The organism is Acidovorax sp. CF316 (assembly GCF_000276605.1).
Taxonomy (GTDB): Bacteria; Pseudomonadota; Gammaproteobacteria; order Burkholderiales; family Burkholderiaceae_C; genus Acidovorax.
The window spans coordinates 34,307-50,757 of record NZ_AKJX01000117.1; the positions used below are offsets into that span (position 1 = coordinate 34,307).

At 67.2% G+C, this 16,451-nt stretch carries 12 protein-coding genes; 2 read left to right on the forward strand and 10 right to left on the reverse strand.

The window, feature by feature from the left end; translation table 11 throughout:
• Positions 1-13 precede the first annotated feature (13 nt).
• Together clpA and phbB are read left to right on the forward strand one after the other, a co-directional pair.
• The gene (gene clpA, locus PMI14_RS13400) at positions 14-2,362 is read left to right on the forward strand and encodes an ATP-dependent Clp protease ATP-binding subunit ClpA (protein ID WP_007855170.1); all 2,349 of its coding nucleotides are present in this window, start codon (positions 14-16) and stop codon (positions 2,360-2,362) included.
• A 275-nt stretch (positions 2,363-2,637) separates the two neighbouring features.
• Positions 2,638-3,375 (forward strand): acetoacetyl-CoA reductase, encoded by a 738-nt coding sequence (phbB, locus tag PMI14_RS13405; protein ID WP_007855172.1) that lies wholly within the window; start codon positions 2,638-2,640, stop codon positions 3,373-3,375.
• A 128-nt stretch (positions 3,376-3,503) separates the two neighbouring features.
• Here phbB and PMI14_RS13410 read toward each other — a convergent pair whose 3' ends face one another.
• From PMI14_RS13410 to dapE, 10 genes are all read right to left on the reverse strand, one after another.
• Entirely contained in the window at positions 3,504-4,661 is a 1,158-nt protein-coding gene (locus tag PMI14_RS13410) for an ABC transporter substrate-binding protein (RefSeq protein WP_007855174.1), read from the reverse strand.
• Between the two features lie 215 nt (positions 4,662-4,876).
• Positions 4,877-5,542 (reverse strand): DUF4124 domain-containing protein, encoded by a 666-nt coding sequence (locus tag PMI14_RS13415; protein WP_007855180.1) that lies wholly within the window; start codon positions 5,540-5,542, stop codon positions 4,877-4,879.
• A 715-nt stretch (positions 5,543-6,257) separates the two neighbouring features.
• Complete coding sequence (locus PMI14_RS13420; protein WP_007855182.1) at positions 6,258-8,318, reverse strand: ABC-F family ATP-binding cassette domain-containing protein; 2,061 nt, start codon at positions 8,316-8,318, stop codon at positions 6,258-6,260.
• 11 nt (positions 8,319-8,329) lie between these two features.
• The gene (locus PMI14_RS13425; RefSeq protein ID WP_007855184.1) at positions 8,330-8,818 is read right to left on the reverse strand and encodes an N-acetyltransferase; all 489 of its coding nucleotides are present in this window, start codon (positions 8,816-8,818) and stop codon (positions 8,330-8,332) included.
• A 100-nt stretch (positions 8,819-8,918) separates the two neighbouring features.
• Complete coding sequence (locus tag PMI14_RS13430; RefSeq protein WP_007855187.1) at positions 8,919-11,474, reverse strand: hypothetical protein; 2,556 nt, start codon at positions 11,472-11,474, stop codon at positions 8,919-8,921.
• The gene (locus PMI14_RS13435) at positions 11,471-11,818 is read right to left on the reverse strand and encodes a hypothetical protein (RefSeq protein WP_007855194.1); all 348 of its coding nucleotides are present in this window, start codon (positions 11,816-11,818) and stop codon (positions 11,471-11,473) included. The genes PMI14_RS13430 and PMI14_RS13435 overlap by 4 nt, the downstream gene beginning before the upstream one ends.
• Positions 11,819-11,864: 46 nt before the next feature.
• Positions 11,865-13,319, reverse strand: coding sequence for a DUF2142 domain-containing protein (locus PMI14_RS13440; RefSeq protein ID WP_007855196.1), 1,455 nt, complete (start codon positions 13,317-13,319; stop codon positions 11,865-11,867).
• Between the two features lie 5 nt (positions 13,320-13,324).
• Complete coding sequence (locus PMI14_RS13445) at positions 13,325-14,368, reverse strand: glycosyltransferase family 2 protein (protein WP_007855197.1); 1,044 nt, start codon at positions 14,366-14,368, stop codon at positions 13,325-13,327.
• A complete protein-coding gene (prmB, locus tag PMI14_RS13450) occupies positions 14,365-15,267 on the reverse strand; it encodes a 50S ribosomal protein L3 N(5)-glutamine methyltransferase (RefSeq protein ID WP_007855198.1) in 903 nt (300 codons plus the stop codon). Before prmB ends, PMI14_RS13445 begins: the two co-directional genes overlap by 4 nt.
• Positions 15,264-16,445, reverse strand: a complete 1,182-nt coding sequence (gene dapE / locus PMI14_RS13455) for a succinyl-diaminopimelate desuccinylase (protein ID WP_007855200.1) — start codon at positions 16,443-16,445, stop codon at positions 15,264-15,266. The genes prmB and dapE overlap by 4 nt, the downstream gene beginning before the upstream one ends.
• Positions 16,446-16,451: the final 6 nt, after the last annotated feature.

Below are 16,451 nucleotides of genomic sequence, written 5' to 3' on the forward strand. Positions count from 1 at the left end.
CAAAGGAGTTCACATGATTGCCCAAGAACTGGAAGTCAGCTTGCACATGGCCTTTGTTGAGGCCCGCCAGCAGCGCCACGAATTCATCACCGTGGAGCATCTGCTGCTTGCACTGCTCGATAACCCCAGCGCAGCGGAAGTGCTGCGCGCCTGTTCGGCCAACATCGACGATCTGCGTTCGTCGCTGTCGAACTTCATCAAGGACAACACGCCCCAGGTGGCAGGCACCGACGAGGTGGACACGCAACCCACGCTGGGTTTCCAGCGTGTGATCCAGCGCGCCATCATGCACGTGCAGTCCACCGGCAACGGCAAGAAGGAAGTCACCGGCGCCAACGTGCTGGTGGCCATCTTCGGCGAGAAGGATTCGCACGCCGTGTACTACCTGCACCAGCAGGGCGTGACGCGCCTGGACGTGGTCAACTTCATTGCCCACGGCATCAAGAAGGGCGAGCCACCGGAACCCGCCAAGGCTGAGAACCAGGCTGAGGGCGAGGAGGGCGGGTCTGCCGAACGCAACGAGAAGGCCTCGCCGCTCGAGCAGTTCACGCAGAACCTGAACCAGGCCGCCAAGGATGGCAAGATCGATCCGCTGATCGGGCGCCACTACGAGGTGGAGCGCACCATCCAGATCCTGTGCCGCCGCCGCAAGAACAACCCGCTGCTGGTGGGCGAGGCGGGCGTGGGCAAGACCGCGATCGCCGAAGGCCTGGCCTGGCGCATCACGCAGAACGACGTGCCCGAGATCCTGGCCGAGGCCGTGGTGTACTCGCTCGACATGGGCGCGCTGCTGGCCGGCACCAAGTACCGCGGTGATTTCGAGCAGCGCCTGAAGGGCGTGCTCAAGTCGCTCAAGGACAAGCCCAACGCCATCCTGTTCATCGACGAGATCCACACCCTGATCGGTGCGGGCGCAGCCTCGGGCGGCACGCTCGATGCCTCCAACCTCTTGAAGCCGGCGCTCTCCAGCGGCCAGCTCAAGTGCATCGGCGCGACCACCTTCACCGAATACCGCGGCATCTTCGAAAAAGACGCTGCGCTCTCGCGCCGCTTCCAGAAGGTGGACGTGGTCGAGCCCACGGTGGCCGAAACCATCGACATCCTCAAGGGCCTGAAGTCGCGCTTCGAGGAGCACCACAGCGTGAAGTACGCTGCCGCTGCCCTGCAGGCCGCGGCCGAGCTCAGCGCCAAGTACATCAATGACCGCCATCTGCCCGACAAGGCGATCGACGTCATCGACGAAGCCGGTGCTGCCCAGCGCATCATGGTGCCGAGCAAGCGCAAGAAGACCATCGGCAAGGCCGAGATCGAGGAGATCGTGGCCAAGATCGCGCGCATTCCGCCGGCCAACGTCTCCAACGACGACCGCGGCAAGCTGCAGACCCTGGAGCGTGACTTGAAGAGCGTGGTGTTCGGCCAGGACAAGGCCCTGGAAGTGCTCGCCAGCTCGGTGAAGATGGCACGCTCGGGCCTGGGCAAGGGCGACAAGCCGATCGGCTCGTTCCTGTTCAGCGGCCCCACGGGCGTGGGCAAGACCGAGGCCGCCAAGCAGCTGGCCTACATCATGGGCATCGAGCTCCTGCGCTTCGACATGTCGGAGTACATGGAGCGCCATGCCGTGAGCCGCCTGATCGGTGCGCCTCCAGGCTATGTCGGGTTCGACCAGGGTGGCCTGCTGACCGAAGCCATCACCAAGAAGCCGCACGCGGTGCTGCTGCTCGACGAGATCGAGAAGGCGCACCCGGACATCTTCAATGTGCTGCTGCAGGTCATGGACCATGGCACGCTGACGGACAACAACGGCCGCAAGGCCGACTTCCGCAACGTCCTGATCATCATGACGACGAACGCCGGCGCCGAGACCATGAACAAGGCGACGATCGGCTTCACCAACCCGCGCCAGGCGGGCGACGAGATGGGCGACATCAAGCGCCTGTTCACGCCCGAGTTCCGCAACCGGCTGGATGCCATCGTCAACTTCAAGGCGCTCGACGAGCAGATCATCCTGCGCGTGGTGGACAAGTTCCTGCTGCAGCTCGAAACCCAACTGGCCGAGAAGAAGGTGGAAGTCACCTTCACCGACACGCTGCGCAAGCACCTGGCCAAGAAGGGCTTCGATCCGCTGATGGGCGCTCGCCCGATGCAGCGCCTGATCCAGGACACCATCCGCCGCGCGCTGGCCGACGAACTGCTGTTCGGCCGCCTGACCGAAGGTGGCCGCCTCACGGTGGACATCGAGATGAAGGCCGACGACAAGGGTGTGGAGCAGCCGGAAGTGCTGCTCGATATCCAGCCCCTTCCCAAGAAGGAGCGCTCGGCCAAATCGGAGCCCACCGAGCCCGAAGAAGCCACGGCGGATTGACCCACCACCGGCCCCCGCCTGACCGAAGCCCGCAGCACCCGCGCTGCGGGCTTTTTTCATGGCGCTTGCGAGCGGGCACGGCGGCGAAAAGCGCACCCGGCGCGGAGCCAGGCCGCGCCCGGTTTGCGGGGCATCGGCGCGCCCGCAACAGCACAGGCTATCACACGCTTTGTTGCATCAAAAAGAAAGGCCGATCAGTGTTTTCCTTCAGGATTGCGCCATGTTTCTTGGGTAGAGTGGCATGGAGCGCATCACATTAATCAAGGAGAAATTACATGAGCCAGAAAGTCGCGTACGTCACCGGGGGCATGGGGGGCATCGGAACGGCTATCTGCCAGCGCCTGCACAAGGAAGGCTTCAAGGTCATCGCCGGCTGCGGCCCGACCCGCGACCATGCCAAGTGGCTGGCCGAGCAAAAGGCGCTGGGCTATACGTTCCATGCGTCCGTGGGCAATGTGGGCGACTGGGACTCCACGGTCGAAGCCTTCACGAAATCCAAGGCCGAGCACGGCAGCATCGACGTGCTGGTGAACAATGCCGGCATCACGCGCGACCGCATGTTCCTCAAGATGTCCCGCGAGGACTGGGACGCCGTGATCGAGACCAACCTCAACAGCATGTTCAACGTCACCAAGCAGGTGGTGGCCGACATGGTGGAAAAGGGCTGGGGCCGCATCGTCAACATCAGCAGCGTGAACGGTGAAAAGGGCCAGGCCGGCCAGACCAACTACTCGGCCGCCAAGGCCGGCATGCACGGCTTCTCTATGGCCCTGGCACAGGAGCTGGCTACCAAGGGCGTGACGGTGAACACCGTGAGCCCGGGCTACATCGGCACCGACATGGTCAAGGCCATCCGCCCCGACGTGCTCGAAAAGATCGTCGCCACCGTTCCCGTCAAGCGCCTGGGCGAACCCAGCGAGATCGCCTCGATCATCGCCTGGCTGGCCTCGGAAGAAGGCGGCTACGCCACCGGCGCCGACTTCTCGGTCAACGGCGGCCTGCACATGGGCTGATCCATCCGCCAGCGACCGCGTTGTCGCCCGGAACGCAAAAACCCGCCTCGGCGGGTTTTTGTTTTTGCTTTCAGCGCAGCGGTTCTGGCCAGGCGCAGCAACGGAGCCAGAACCGCTTTGTTCAGGCCTCAGCCCACAAAACGCCCATTCGATCCCATGATGCCCAGATCGATGAACTTCGAACCCACAAACGGCGTACCGCCCGCGAAGTCGACCAGGAAGCCACCCATGTCGTTGTTGCGCATGCCGGCCAGTGCCGAGCGCAGCTTGGCGCGCGAGAGGTCGCGCCCGGCACGGTCCAGGCCGTCGACCAGCACACGCGCGTTGACATAGCCCTCGAAGCTGCGCGAGGAGAATTCCAGCTGGTTCACGGCGCGCATGGCGCGCTGGTAGTCGCGCACCAGGGCCACGCTGGTGCGCGTGGCATCGGGCATCACCATCGAGACGGCCAGGCCGCCGGCCTTGGCGCCCAGCTGGCGGATGTTCTCGCCGCTGAAGGCCACGCTGGTAGCGGCCAGCGGCGTGCTGGCCGAGACCTTGCGGAATTCGTTGACCAGCGCGGCGCTCACGTCGCCGGCCGTGCCCAGCAGCACGGTCATCGGCTTGGCGCCGACGGCCTGCTGCACCACCTGGGCCACCTGCTCGCCCTTGGCGTCGAGCTTGAAGGCCTTGGGCGCGGGCTGGTTGACGGCCTTGAGGGCGCTGTTCACGTCGGCCAGGAATTCACGGCCGAACACTGTGTCCTGGTAGACCACGGCCAGGTCGGTGATGCCCATCGCCACGAGCTTCTTGGCCAGGCGCTGGGCTTCGTCCGAGTAGCCGGCACGCACGTGGAAGACCGAGCGGTACTCGGCCTTGCGCAGCGAGGAGGCGCCGCTCTGGGGGGCCACATAGGGGATCTGCGCTTCGTCGACCAGCGGCATGATGCGCTGGTTGTTGGGCGTGCCCATGCACGACAGCAGGGCGGCCACATTGCCGTCGGCAATCAGCTTGCGCACGTTGTCTTCCGAGCGCGCGGGCTCGTAGCCGTCGTCCAGCGCCAGCAGGCGCAACTCCCGGCCATGCGTGCCACCGCTGCGTGCATTCGCCTGGGCGATGCCGGCGTCCAGACCCTGCTTGAGCTCCTTGCCCAGGCTGGCCAGGGGGCCCGTCAGGCCCAGCGAGCAACCGATGGTGACCGCCTTGGAGTCGATGGCGTCCTGGGGGCCTGCCCATGCCGAGGGATGGGCGAGCGAGAGGCCGGTGGCGGTAGCAAGAAGGGACTGGGTGAACTGGCGACGTTGCATGGAAGGAGCGATGGATCGAAGAAGGGGGAGGGCGCTGCCACGGGATACCGTGGTGGCCGGGGGTCCTCGGCCGCACGGATAGCGCAACCATAGGGAAAACCCTGATTCTACCGATCAATCGTGACAAACGTCAAAAAGCGTTTCATGGGAGGGGACAAGCGGCGGGTGCAGGGCGATGGGCGTGCATCGCCTGCTCGCGGGTCCGCCGGGCCTGCTCAGCGCGCGCAACGCGCCAGGTAGGCATCCTCGAAGCGCTTGAGGTCGCTGCGCTCGCCCTCCGTCAGGTCCGTGCGCGCCTTCTTGAGGTTCAGGATCCGGCGCGATTCGGCGCATTGCTGGCCACGGCGGGCCTCGTCGGCCTCCGAGGCCTGCTGGGCCACCTGCTGCTGGCGGTCTTCCTCGCGCCGCTGCCGGCGGGCATCGCGCTGCTCCCGGTGGTAGCGGGAGGAGGCCTCGCTTTCCTCCTCGCGGCAGTCGCGCTCGAATTCGCGGCGCATGCCCTCCTGCACGTCGGCCTTGATCCCCCGGGAGTAGGCCGACCGCAGGGTGTCGGTCAAGCTACGGCAGCGTTCGCTCATGTACTGCTGGTGGTCCGGGGCGGGCGAGGAAGGTACCGAGCGGCTGGGCGTGCGCTCGCTGCTGCGGTATTCGCTCGCCGTGGGGCCGGTCGATACCGAGGTGGTCTTCATGCCCTGGGGGCAGGCGCGCCACGAGGTGTAGTTGTTGCCGTTGTCGTCGCGGCAGGTGTAGCGCGTCTGGGCGCCGGCTTCGGACGGCGCCAGGCCGCCCACGGCCGCCAGCAGCAGGCCGGCGCATGCGAGGCGCAGGGAGTGCAGGGTCCGCGCCGTGTTGTTTCCCGGATGGTGGTGGTGCATCCGCATTGCTGGTCTTCCTTTCCATGGATTGAATCCCGGTTGCCGGCGAGCGATTCGCCGCCTCACCGGGGGTGGGCAATGCATGGATTGTTGTGCGCCCGGGTCGTGCAGGCGTTCTCCGCCTTGTCCACCGGGGCAGCCAGGCGCTTGACAAGGTGTCCACTGCGGCGAGGGCGATGGGCGACGGAGGCTCCGCGGGGAGGCGCGGTCACGCTGCCGACGGCATGGGCCGGCGCAAGCTGGGGGGAGAGGGGGAGGGGGGCCCGCTGACGGGGGCGAATGGGGGTGGTGCGAGCGGGCTATGAAGCCGCTGCGCAGAGGCCATCGTACTCAAGGCGGCGGCGCTCTGCGCTGAACGCAAAAAAACCCCGCTGTGGCGGGGCTTTCCTGCTGGAGTGGGTTGAACAGTAAAAAGAAGGGGCGGCCCGGGGGAAATCCCGGGGGCTGCCACACCCTCAGAAGCGGGCCGGGGCGCGCTTGCGGTCGCGTTCGTCTTCGGGCCAGGCGGACAAGATTGCGGTGGTGTTCATGTTGGAAAACTCCTGTGATGTACCAACAACGCACCCGCTTGCCACCCGGTTGACAGCGTTCCGCAAAAAAATGCAACCCAAAATCAAAAAATTTCCAGGACCAGAATGCTTCAAAAAATGTAGCATTCAATTCAAGCCAGCCAATATGTAAGTCCTGGAAACAGGGGCAATGAATTACAGGGTTTTACAACTTAGGCGCCGGCGACCGTCGAAATTTCTTCGAGCGCCGATGAAATTTCCAGCCAGCGTTCTTCGAGCTGCGCCGTCTCGTCGTGGCCGGCCTTGAGCCGGCGGCCGCATTCGGCGATCTCGGCGGGGGGCAGGGCTTCGGTGAGCTGCTGCTCCAGACCTGCCCGCTCGGACGCCAGGGCGGCCAGCCGCTTGTCGATCTGTTCGAGCTCTTTTTTCAGCGGACGGGTCTTTTCGGCCAACTGCTGGCGGCTCTGGGCATCGAGCTTGCGTTGGTCGCGGGCACCGGCGGCCGGTGCCGCTGCCTTGGCGGGGCTCGGTGCTGCGGCCGCAGGTGCCGGCGCTGGTGCCGCAACCACTGCTGCCGGGGTGACCGCGGTCGCTGCCGCCTTCATGGCGGCCGCCTCGGCCTGGCGCGAGAACTCGCGCAGGCGCTTGGCCTCGTCGAGCAGGTAGCGCTGGTAGTCGTCCAGGTCGCCGTCGAACGGGCCGACGACGCCGCGGCCCACGAGCCAGAACTCGTCGCAGACCGCGCGCAGCAGGGCCCGGTCGTGGCTGACCAGCATCACGGTGCCCTCGAACTCGTTGAGCGCCATGGACAGCGCCTCGCGCGTGGCCAGGTCCAGGTGGTTCGTGGGTTCGTCCAGCAGCAGCAGGTTGGGGCGCTGCCAGACCATCATGGCCAGCACCAGGCGGGCTTTTTCGCCACCGCTCATGGTGCCCACGGCCTGCTTGACCATGTCGCCGCTGAAGTTGAAGCTGCCCAGGAAGCTGCGCAGGTCCTGCTCGCGCGTGGACTCGCGGGCGTTGGCACCCATTTCGCGCGCCAGGCGGATCATGTGCTCCAGCGGGTTCTCGCCGGGGCGCAGCACGTCCAGCTCCTGCTGGGCGAAGTAGCCGATGGACAGGCCCTTGCCCTCGGTCACGGTGCCCGCAATGGGCGCCATCTCGCGGGCGATGGTCTTGACCAGCGTGGACTTGCCCTGGCCGTTGGCGCCCAGGATACCGATGCGCTGGCCGGCCAGCACCGACTTGCTCACGCCGGTGAGGATGGTCTTGACCTCGTCGTCGGTCGTGTAGCCGAAGGCGGCGTCGCTGATCGCCAGCATCGGGTTGGGCAGGTTGACCGGTTCCTTGAACTCGAAGGTGAAATCGGCCTCGGCCAGCAGTGGCGCAACCTTTTCCATGCGCTCCAGGGCCTTGACGCGGCTTTGCGCCTGCTTGGCCTTGCTGGCCTTGGCCTTGAAGCGGTCGATGAACTTCTGCAGGTGGGCGATCTTGTCCTGCTGCTTGGAGAACGCGGCCTGCTGCAATTCCATCTGCTGCGCGCGCAGTTCCTCGAACTTGCTGTAGTTGCCGCCAAAGCGGTTGAGCTTGGCGCTGTCGATCTGCAGGGTGACGTTGGTGACGGCGTCCAGGAATTCGCGGTCATGGCTGATCACGATCATGGTGCCGGCGTACTTCTTGAGCCAGGCTTCGAGCCAGACCAGGGCGTCGAGGTCCAAGTGGTTGGTGGGTTCGTCGAGCAGCAGCAGGTCCGACGGGCACATCAGCGCGCGCGCCAGCTGCAGGCGCATGCGCCAGCCGCCCGAGAAGCTGTTGACCGGGCGCTCAAGTTCGTGCGACTGGAACCCCAGGCCCAGGATCAGCGCCTGTGCGCGTGGCACAGCGTCGTGGTCGCCGGCGTCGGCCAGGTCGGTGTATACCTGGGCAATGGCCATGCCGTGGTCGGCGTCGTCGTGCGCGGCGTCGCTCTGGTCGAGCTGCGCCAGCTGGGTGTGCAGTTCGGCCAGGCGCGTGTCGCCGGCCAGCACGAATGCAGTGGCCGTCTCGTCGGTCTCGGGCATGTTCTGCGCGACCTGTGCCATGCGCCACTGGCGCGGGATGGAAAAGTCGCCACCATCCTCGTGCAGGCTGCCGTTGAGCAGCGCGAACAGCGTGGACTTGCCGGCGCCGTTGCGGCCCACGAGTCCGACCTTCTCGCCCGGGTTCAGGGTCACGGAAACGCTGTCCAGCAGCACCTTGGCGCCGCGCCGCAGCACGATGTTCTTCAGGTTGATCATTCAGTACTCAATCACGGCGCCCCGGCTGCATCGTGCAGCGCGAGGCCCAGGTAAACCAGGTTGGGGATCGGGTGATCCTTGAAAGGGGCAATGGGGCCGAACCCCATCTGCCGGTACAGCGCCAGCGCGCCTTGGTTGTGGCTCCAGGTGCTGATGCCGGCGCGGTCGTAACCCGCACCAGCGCATTGCTGCACCAGGGCCCGTGTCAGCTCACGGGCAATGCCCTGGCCGCGTGCGCCTTCGCGCACGTACAGCCGCTTAATCTCGGCCAGGCCCGCCACCTCTGTCGGGGCGAACGCACTGCAGGCCGTGAGCACGCCCTGCCAATAGGCCAGGACCGCACCACCGGCAGGGTGGGCATACCTGCCCGGCAAGGCCGCCATGTCCGCCCAGATGCTGCTCTGGCCGGCGTTGGCATGGTCGCGCTGCGCATATTCGAGCAGCAGTTCCTTGAAATGCCGCCAACCGTCTTCGGTCTCGACTGCGATGATCTGCAGCATGCTCGGTTTCCAGTGTCTGCGGTGGTGCCTTTCCGGGGCAGCGACACCCCTAGCAACCCGGTATTGTCGCCGATACCGGGGAAACCCTGTAGGTGTGCCTCTACGGAGCGGCCGCTGCCACCTCGTACCAGGCCCAGCCCTCGTGCTTGCCCAGCAGACGCAGGCGGGGGTTCTCGCCCAGCTCGAAGATGCCGGCGTTGCCCACCACCACCTGGGCGCCGGCCTGGGCGAAGTCGAAACGCCGCGGGTCCACCAGCACCCGCACGGTGTCGGGCGTGGGGTTCACCACCCGGTAGGCCGCCGGGGCCGGCATGGTTTCCTGCACGAAGGTCAGGTGCTGGTAGCGGTTCACCGTGTCCTGCTCCCCTGCGGGCAGGTGCATGCCACGCCAGACGCTGGGCTGGGGGTAGTAGAAGACGCCGTTCACCATGGGCACGCCGGCGGCCGCCAGGGCCATGGCATTGGAGGTGCTGGGCAGCAGGGCCAGCACGCGCCGGGGCGTGGCCTTGCCGTCGGCCCCGGCCGGGCCCGTGACATAGCGCTGCACGGTCTCGTTGAGCGCCACATGGGAGGGTGCCAGGGCCACGGGGTTGAAGTCGACCGTGGCGGCCACGTACACCACGGCGGTGAGGGCGATGGAATGCGCCACCTTGCCCTGCACTAGCCAGTAGGCCATGAGCCCGACGGCCACCGCCATGCTGGCCAGCAGGGTGGCGCTCAGGCCGGGGTGGAAGTCCTCGGGGATGCCCGCCATGGCCAGCGCGGCCACCGCGGCGCTGAGCAGGCCCAGCACCACGGGCGCGGTGCGCCGTGGTGCCGCTGCCGGCGCGGGCAGGCAGGCCAACACCAGCAGGCAGGCCAGGCCCAACGCCAGGTCGATGCGCGACGACGACACGTAGTGCCAGAACATCGCCTTGGACAGGGCCAGCGGTATGCCCCAGACGCCGAACACCACCGTGAACACCGTGAACAGCGCGCAGGCCGCCACCACCCAGCGGTGGGGGCCCCGGCTGCGCGCCTGCTGCAGGCACAGGAACCAGATGGCCAGCAGCAGCAGCAGGTACGAGCCGAACTCGCTCTCGTTGAAGACGCTGTTTTGCAGGTTGGACAGCGTATCGGCATTGCCGAAGCCGCGCAGCAGCACCAGGATGGACAGGTCGCCGCCGCGCAGCGCAGCACGCTGGCCCGGATAGACCGTGTTGCGCATGGCCGAGATGGCCTCGCGGGCATCGTGCCACCAGAAGTAGAGCAGGGCCGCCATGACCGCCACGGCCAGTGCAAAGGCCAGCGGCGTGAGGCGTCCCCAGGCGATCTGGCGGCGGTTGTCGGCCAGCCAGGCCGCGAGCACCAGCGCGTACAGCGTGGCCACGGTGATCTGCCAGGGCGGGTAGAGCACCAGCGCGAATCCGGCCAGGAACCAGCCCAGCGCCAGGGCCAGCCCCCACAGGCGGGGGCCCGCCCTGTGGCGCAGCATGAGCAGGGTGGCGGCCAGTGCCCCCGAGGGGAAGAACACCACGTACAGCGGCCAGTGGGACCAGCCGGCCGCGTAGGGCGCCACGCAGAACACGGCCGACAGCGCCAGGTTGCGGCCCGGGCGCCCGGGTGCCAGCACCTCGAGCAGCCACCACAGCGCCAGCAGGCAGGCGAAGAACGGGAAGTACCAGTACCAGGCCAGGGCCTTGTCCAGCGGCAGGGCGAAGAAGCCCCAGGTCGCCGGGCGTGCGAGGGCCGAGACATGCCATACGGGCACGCCCGTCATGCCGATGACCATCATGTTCTGGCCATCCAGGCCCAGATGGCGGTTGATGACGGGAAACGGCGGCTCGTGGTTGGCCTGGGCGAGGGCGCTGGCGGTGACCACCATCCAGTCGTCGGAACGCACGCCGCGCGGCTGGCCCGCCACATGGGTCATGGCACTGTCCGGCGACAGGAAGGGGTGCGGGCCCTGGTCCGTGCGGCCCAGCAGCAACTCCAGCGACGAACCCGTGGCCCCGATGCCCACCAGCACCAGGAAGATGCCCGCGATGCCGCCAGCCACCGCCCGGCGGTGGCCACCGACCCAGGTGCCCAGGCGCGCCTGCAGGCCCCCGGAGCCGGGGAGCAGCAGCAGCGCAATGGCGCCGGCCACGGCGGCGGCGATCACCCAGTGCCGCCCGGGGGTATCGGGGCCCTGGACCTTGCCAGCGGCGGGAGAGGAGGCCTGGACGTCGAAGCGCCCACCATCCTCGAAGCGGGCGATCACCGAGACCGGCTGCTCGCCGCCCGCAAGGTAGCGCGGGTAGCGCAGCTCGAGCGTGAATTCGAGAGCGATGCGGTCGCCGTCCTGGAAATGGACCCCGACGGACGGGCGGGTCTTGCGCTCGGGCACGGCGATGCGCTTTTCGGCATCACCGACGCGCACCAGGAAGTCCTTGGGCAGGCGCTGGTTCTGCGAGTCATAGCACCAGCCGGTGATGCGCACCATGCTCTTGGTGGCGTCGTATTCCACCGTGTCGATGAAGCCGTAGGTGCCGGGCGGCAGGGGTTGCTGTGCCCATGCCCCCAGCGGCAGCAACAGTGCCAGGGTGACAGCCAGGAGCATGCCCCAGGCGCTCGCCAGCCATCCCCCGGCCCCTGCGGCGCCGGACTTGGGCCGCTGGCGAAGGGCCGCGCTCATCGGGATGCCGCCACCGTCACCACGATGCCCGACATGATCAGGGCCGTGCCGACGAAATACCCCGGCGCGAAACGTTCGCCAAAGAAGAAGCGGCTGGCCAGCGGCACGACGATGAAGGCCAGCGCCATGAAGGGATAGACCTTGCCCAGCTCGGCCTTGCGAAGGATCAGAACCCAGCCGATGGAGGTGATTCCGTACAGCACCATGGTGGCAAAGAACACGGCCAGGGTCTCGATGGCGAAGAAGCTGCCGGTCTTGTTCATGGAATTGGCGCTGACCTTGAACAGGATCTGGCCGATGGCAATGCCCATCACGCAAAGGATGGTCAGAAGATAGACGTACATGGATCGGGATCTCGGGTGGGGAGGATCGGGCAGGGGCCCGGCGATGTTAAAGGAGGCGCAGGGCGTAGCGCTCGGACAGGGTCGTGGCCATGGTGTAGATCGAGACCAGGGCGAAGGTGGCCGTGAGCACGTTGGCCACGGTCCGGTGGGTGGGCGAGGCCGCCTGGCCCATGGGGCCCAGCGCCGTAGCGGCCAGCACGGCGGGCACGATGAAGTAGCGGCCCTGGACGCCGCTGATGATGGCCACCGGGTGGTCGTTCCAGCTGATGGCCAGGGCCAGGAAGACCAGGACGCCACTGGCCAGCGCCACGAACAGGAGCAGCGCACGGGCAGCTGCATCGCGCCGCAGCCAGCGCGTCGACCCGACGGTAGCGGCCAGCGCAACCGCCAGGCCATACCAGACGGCTTCCATCGCATCCTTGGTGATGGAAGCATCGAGCCAGCCCATCATGCCGACGAAGGAATAAGCGTAGAAGTACCCGGTCTCGCCGTCCAGCAGCGTACCGAGGACGAGGCGGGCGAACCCGAGTGGATCCTGCAGGTAGATCGCCAGGATCTCGAGGGTCGCATGGTTGCGCACCAGGCGCGCGTCCGCCGTGGTGGCAATGCCGTAGAGCGTCCAGCCGCCACAGGCCACGCACAGCGCGATCCAGGCCAGCAGGTGCGCGGCCGAAAACCTGCGCACCAGCAGCCACAGGGGCAGCAGCAGCAAGGGGGCCAGATTGACGCGGGAAGTCACAAGCAGGAAGGTGCAGGCATAGAGCGCACACTCCTGCAGCAGGTTCGCGTCGCTGCGCGGGGCCATGCAGCGCACCGAGAACAGCGCGGCCAGCAGCAGCGCTGCGGCGATGCTCAGCCCGTCGATGGTGGGCGAGATGATCTGGAACATGGCCATGGGCATCAGCACCAGCACCCGCACCAGCAGGTTGGGCGTGAACAGCCGCCAGGCCCAGGCGGTCAGGCCCAGCGCGGTGGCTGCCACCAGCAGGCGCGTCAGCTCGTAGCTTGCGCGCATCGACAGGTCGAGGGCGCGCGCGGTGCGCAGGCCCAGCGCGTGGGGCAGGTAGATGAAGGGCGCGTAGTAGCCGGTGCCCACGGCGTTGACGAACTGGTCCTTGTGCGCCCAGTGCTCGCCGGAGGCCTGGGCCATGAGCGCGCTGGCCGAAGCGGTGGGGTCGCGCTCGGAGCCGGAGATCGTCCGCATGCGCAACGTGAACGCCATGAAGTTGCGGTCCACGTAGCCGCCCTGGTTGCCGGCTTCGTCCGGCTCATCCTTGCGCAGGGTCCACTGGCCGTGGGCGATCATGTCGGCACGCAGCAGGTGCACATTCTCATCGGGCGACTGGAAGGCCGGTACCAGCCGCATCAGGCACCATGCCACCACGAGCGCGAGCAGCAAGCCGCCCGCCAGCACAGGCAGGCCTGCCGTGTGCAGGTCGAGGCGGGGTTTCAGGTGGCGCGCCCCGGTGCGCGCGGCGGTGGCCGTAACGGAAGCACCCATCCCTCTCAGCCGTTCTTGCCGAGATCGATCTTCCTGTGCAGCACCTTGTGCAGCGGCCTTTGGGGCACCGAGGCGATGTCATGGCCGATGAAGGCCAGCAGCAGTTGCAGACCGGCGATGACAGGCAGGGCGGCGAGCATCACGGTGCCGGCCGACGAGTAGGCCTGGTGGGTGCTGGAGCTGATCCAGTGCAACAGGCCAAAGCAGGTGCCAAAGCCCAGCATCAGCAGCCCCAGCGGCAGCTCGATGGAGGCCAGCGACATGTCGCGCAGGTAGTAGTTGTAGAAGATGCGCTTGCTGAAGTTGCGCAGGTGCTTGACCGTGAACTCGGGCAGGATCTTGCTGATCTTGAGGTTGCTTTCCTCGTCGGCGTAGTGGGCGTTCATGGGCACGTCCACCACCACCGCGCGCAGGGTGTTCAGGCGAAACAGCATGTCCGTCTCGAAGAAGTACCTGCGGCTGATCTTGTCGAACGGCAAATGGCTGGCCACGCGCGCATGGATGGCGGTGTAGCCGTTGGTCGGGTCGAACACCTGCCAGTAGCCCGACGAGATCTTGGTCAAAAAAGACAGGGCCGCATTGCCGAAGATGCGCATGCGCGGCATCTGGTGGATCTCTTCGAGGTCGAAGAAGCGGTTGCCCTTGGTGTAGTCGGCTTCGCCGCTCAGGATGGGGGCGATGAAGCCGGGCAAAAGGCGCGGGTCCATCTGGCCGTCGCCGTCGACCTTGACGATGACGTCGTAGCCGGCCTCGATGGCACGGCGGTAGCCGTGCATCACGGCCCCGCCCACACCCAGGTTCTCGGGGTTGAAGACCACCTGCACACGCGGATCGGTGCAGTGCTGCTGGATGAAGGCGCCGGAGTTCACCGGGCACTTGTCGTCCACCGCGAAGATGCCCTGCACCTCGGGGCCGATGCGCTCGATGACGCCCAGCACATGGGCGGTGACCTTGTAGCAGGGAATGACCACGGCGACACGCGCGGGCGCCGGGGAAACCGAGAGTGCCAGCGGGACCGTGGTCGCCAGGGGGGAGGAGATGCCGTTCATGCCTTGACCAGTGCCTCCCGCGTGATGAGCAGCACCTGGTCTTCACCGGCGCTGGTATCGATCCAGTACACCGGCAGGCGCGGGAAGGCGGCTTCGAAGTGCGCGCGCTCGTTGCCGATCTCCAGCAGCAGCACGGCGTTCTCGCTCATGCGCGCGGGCGCGTCCTGGAGCAGCTGGCGGATGAAGTCCATGCCATCGCTGCCACCGGCCAGGGCCAGCTCGGGCTCGGCCCGGTACTCGGCCGGCAACTGCGCCATGCTGCTGGCGTTGACATAGGGGGGATTGCACAGGATCAGGTCCCAGGGGCCGGGCAGGGCCGCGAGGCCGTCCGACAGCTGCAGCGTGATGCGCTCCGAAAGGCCATGGCGATCCACGTTGATGCGGGCCACCTCCAGGGCATCGGGCGAGATGTCGGCGCCGGTCACGGTTATCTCGGGCCAGGCCATGGCTGCCAGCACGGCCAGGCTGCCGTTGCCGGTGCACAGGTCCAGCACCCGCTGCGTGTGTTCGCCCAGGAATTCGTCCACGCTGCCGTCGGCCAGCAGCTCGGCGATGAAGCTGCGCGGCACGATGGCGCGCTCGTCCACATAGAAGGACACACCCTGCAGCCAGGCCTCGCGCGTGAGGTAGGCCGCGGGTTTGCGGGTGGCGATGCGCTCCTGCAGCAGGGCCTGCACCTGTGCCAGCTGCTCGGCCGTGACGTCCTGGGCACCCACCGCGTCGGCGTCGTCCGAGAGGTCGCTGTCCAGCGGCAGGCCCAGGCGCCACAGCACCAGCCAGGCGGCTTCGTCGTGCGCGTTGGCGGTACCGTGGCCGAATGAAAGGCCCGCCGAGGCGAGCAGGGCGGCTGCGGACTGCACCACGGCACCCACGGTGCCTCCGGTCAGCGCCGCGCTCATGCGCTCACCGCCGCAGCCGCCAGGGCCTGGGCATGCAGGTTGTCGAGGGTGCGGCGGTAGATGTGGGTGAGCGGCTCGATGTCGGCCACCACGATGTGTTCGTCGATCTTGTGGATGCTGGCGTTCGGTGGCCCCAGTTCGATCACCTGGGGGCAGACCTGGGCGATGAAGCGCCCGTCGCTGGTGCCGCCCGTGGTGGATAGCTCGGTGGTGATGCCGGTTTCGGCCAGGATGGCCTGCTGCACGGCCGTGACCAGTTCGCCCGGCGTGGTCAGGAAGGGCTGGCCGCCCAGGGTCCAGCGCAGTTCATAGTCCAGGCCATGGGCGTCGAGCACCGCATGCACGCGCTGCTTGAGGCCCTCGGCCGTGGATTCGGTGGAGAAGCGGAAGTTGAAGTCCCATACCACCTCGCCGGGGATGATGTTGGTGGCGCCCGTGCCGCCGTGCACGTTGCTGACCTGCCAGCTGGTGGGCGGGAAGAAATCGTTGCCCCGGTCCCATTCGGTCGCGGCCAGTTCGGCCAGCGCCGGCAGGGCCTGGTGGATGGGGTTGCGCGCCAGTTGCGGGTAGGCGATGTGGCCCTGGATGCCGCGCACCGAGAGCTTGCCCGAGAGCGTGCCGCGCCGGCCGTTCTTGATCATGTCGCCGGTGCGCTCGACCGAGGTGGGCTCGCCCACGATGCAGTAGTCCAGGCGCTCGCCGCGCGCGCTGAGCTGCTCGACCACGACCTTGGTGCCATCCACCGACGGACCTTCCTCGTCGCTGGTCAGCAGCAGGGCCAGGGTGACCGCGGGATCGGGGGTCGCGGCCAGGAAGTCCTCCACAGCCACCAGGAAAGCGGCGATCGAGGTCTTCATGTCGCTGGCGCCGCGGCCAAAGAGCTTGCCGTCGCGGTGCGTGGGCACGAAGGGGTCGCTGCTCCACTGGTCCAGCGGACCGGTGGGCACCACGTCGGTGTGGCCGGCAAACACCAGGGTCTTGGCCGCTGCACCACCCGCTCCCGGGCGCCGCGCCCACAGGTTGCTCACGCGGAAGTTGTCGGGGCCGCTGTCGATGCGCTCGCACACGAAACCCAGGGGGACGAGCCGTGCTGCCAGCACCTCCAGGCAACCCGCGTCGTCGGGGGTGATGGAGGGCAGGGAGATCAGCTGTTCGGCCAGGTGCAGGGTACGGGACATCGCAGG

Bases quoted from the DNA above. Each gene is read 5' to 3' on its own strand.
- clpA (WP_007855170.1), top strand. From the start codon at position 14: ATGATTGCCCAAGAACTGGAAGTCAGCTTGCACATGGCCTTTGTTGAG.
- phbB (WP_007855172.1), top strand. From the start codon at position 2,638: ATGAGCCAGAAAGTCGCGTACGTCACCGGGGGCATGGGGGGCATCGGA.
- PMI14_RS13410 (WP_007855174.1), bottom strand. From the start codon at position 4,661: ATGCAACGTCGCCAGTTCACCCAGTCCCTTCTTGCTACCGCCACCGGC.
- PMI14_RS13415 (WP_007855180.1), bottom strand. From the start codon at position 5,542: ATGCGGATGCACCACCACCATCCGGGAAACAACACGGCGCGGACCCTG.
- PMI14_RS13420 (WP_007855182.1), bottom strand. From the start codon at position 8,318: ATGATCAACCTGAAGAACATCGTGCTGCGGCGCGGCGCCAAGGTGCTG.
- PMI14_RS13425 (WP_007855184.1), bottom strand. From the start codon at position 8,818: ATGCTGCAGATCATCGCAGTCGAGACCGAAGACGGTTGGCGGCATTTC.
- PMI14_RS13430 (WP_007855187.1), bottom strand. From the start codon at position 11,474: ATGAGCGCGGCCCTTCGCCAGCGGCCCAAGTCCGGCGCCGCAGGGGCC.
- PMI14_RS13435 (WP_007855194.1), bottom strand. From the start codon at position 11,818: ATGTACGTCTATCTTCTGACCATCCTTTGCGTGATGGGCATTGCCATC.
- PMI14_RS13440 (WP_007855196.1), bottom strand. From the start codon at position 13,319: ATGGGTGCTTCCGTTACGGCCACCGCCGCGCGCACCGGGGCGCGCCAC.
- PMI14_RS13445 (WP_007855197.1), bottom strand. From the start codon at position 14,368: ATGAACGGCATCTCCTCCCCCCTGGCGACCACGGTCCCGCTGGCACTC.
- prmB (WP_007855198.1), bottom strand. From the start codon at position 15,267: ATGAGCGCGGCGCTGACCGGAGGCACCGTGGGTGCCGTGGTGCAGTCC.
- dapE (WP_007855200.1), bottom strand. From the start codon at position 16,445: ATGTCCCGTACCCTGCACCTGGCCGAACAGCTGATCTCCCTGCCCTCC.